Origin of the sequence: Streptomyces sp. NPDC090077, from assembly GCF_044747545.1 — a bacterium.
In the GTDB taxonomy this organism is placed as follows: domain Bacteria; phylum Actinomycetota; class Actinomycetes; order Streptomycetales; family Streptomycetaceae; genus Streptomyces.
In genome coordinates, this window is the sequence record NZ_JBIVEG010000072.1 from 1 (window position 1) to 1601 (window position 1601).

3 protein-coding genes are annotated in these 1601 nt (G+C 67.5%); 2 read left to right on the plus strand and 1 reads right to left on the minus strand.

The window, feature by feature from the left end; genetic code table 11:
• Positions 1-59: 59 nt before the first annotated feature.
• Positions 60-929, plus strand: a complete 870-nt coding sequence (locus ACIPW5_RS39870; RefSeq protein ID WP_401256427.1) for an IS5 family transposase — start codon at positions 60-62, stop codon at positions 927-929.
• A 71-nt stretch (positions 930-1000) separates the two neighbouring features.
• A complete protein-coding gene (locus ACIPW5_RS39875) occupies positions 1001-1312 on the plus strand; it encodes a hypothetical protein (RefSeq protein WP_401256429.1) in 312 nt (103 codons plus the stop codon).
• Here the strand turns inward: ACIPW5_RS39875 and ACIPW5_RS39880 are convergent.
• Positions 1293-1601, minus strand: a 309-nt coding sequence (locus tag ACIPW5_RS39880; protein WP_401256432.1) for a hypothetical protein, incomplete at its 5' end; no start/stop codon positions are given. The two genes, ACIPW5_RS39875 and ACIPW5_RS39880, sit on opposite strands and share 20 nt — an antisense overlap.

The window sequence follows — 1601 nt, forward strand, 5'->3', positions numbered from 1 at the left end:
GCTAGGCCCTGTTTTGAAAGTCGGCTCCGTTCCTCGTCCCGCATCGTGATGATCTTGATGTGGGACGAGGGGATCTTTCTGACGAGCAGTGGTCGGTGCTGGAGCCGTTGTTGCCGGTTGCGGTGTTGGGTAGACCGTCTCCGGGCCGGCGGAAGCTGATCGACGGTATCCGGTGGCGCGTGCGGACCGGTGCTCCGTGGCGGGATCTGCCGACGGACTACGGGCCGTGGCAGACGGTCTACGGTCTTTTCCGCCGCTGGCAGCGCGACGGCATCTGGTCTGAGCTGCTGACCAGACTGCAAGCCCGGGCGGACGCGGCCGGGCTGATCACGTGGGAGGTCAACGTCGACTCCACGATCTGCCGGGCCCACCAGCACGCGGCGGGCGCCCGCCGCGACGGACAGGCCCAGAAGGAACCGCCAGGCGGTGTCCAGGTCGAACCCGACGACCATGGCCTGGGCCGGTCACGGGGAGGATTCACCACCAAAATCCACCTGGCCTGCGAACAAGGCCAGCGGCCTTTGTCTTTGCTGGTGACCGCAGGCCAAAGCGGCGACAGCCCCCAGTTCGCCACCGTGCTGGAAGGCATCCGAGTACCCCGCACCGGGCCCGGCCGTCCGCGTGTCCGTCCGCTGCGAGTGCGGGGCGACAAGGCGTATTCGTCCCGCGCCAACCGGGCCTACCTGCGAAAGCGCGGGATCCGGTGCACGATCCCGGAGCCCGCCGACCAGGCCGGGAACCGCAAGCGGAAGGGGAAGGCCGGCGGGCGGCCTCCTGCCTTCGACCGCAAGGACTACAAGGCCCGGCACGCGGTCGAGTGCGGGATCAACCGCCTCAAGCGCAACCGCGCGGTGGCCGCACGGTTCGACAAACTCGCGGTCCGCTTCGAGGCCACCGTCCTGATAGCCGCGATCGGCGAATGGCTGTGACCTGCCGGTGCTGTCGCTCACCCATGCCATGCTGACCGCGACCACGGTGGACAGAGCGAGGAGCGACAACGATGGGGGCTCAGTACTACGGCGCCGACAGCGAGAACGGCGACCGCATCAACGACCCCTCCGAGGACGCGCTGTTCATGCTGATCAGCGACCTCAACGACTCCGACAACACCTTCGTCGTCGTCCAGCCCGACGAGGACGACCCCGTCTGGTTCGCCTCCGTGGCCGTCCTGGACGAAGGCGGCTACGAGATCGTCCGCCGTGATACCATCCGCAACGAGCACGAGGTCACCACCTCGACCAGCATCAACGACATCGCCCGCGACCTCACCTTCTGGATGGCCGCCCGCATTATCAGCACTCGCCAGCCCTGATCTCGCCCCGGCGTCGAACGTCTTCCGCCTGTTCCCGTGCTGCTCCTGCCTCCGCTCTGGCCCTGACCCTGTCCTCCTCGAAGACCAGCACGGGGGCCAACGTGTCCAAGGCCGCAGCGATCCTCTCCCGCCAGTCAGCGAACTCGGCAGAGCACGCATCGGGCGGCCGCTGCGACTTCACAGAGCGGAGGCGGCGCAGGGCGTGCTTGAGCACGGGGTCAACCACGAGGCTTCTTTCGATCGGTACGCGGTCGACCCCATCGTGCACCACTTTCAAAACACGGCCTAG

Bases quoted from the DNA above. Each gene is read 5' to 3' on its own strand.
- ACIPW5_RS39875 (WP_401256429.1), top strand. From the start codon at position 1,001: ATGGGGGCTCAGTACTACGGCGCCGACAGCGAGAACGGCGACCGCATC.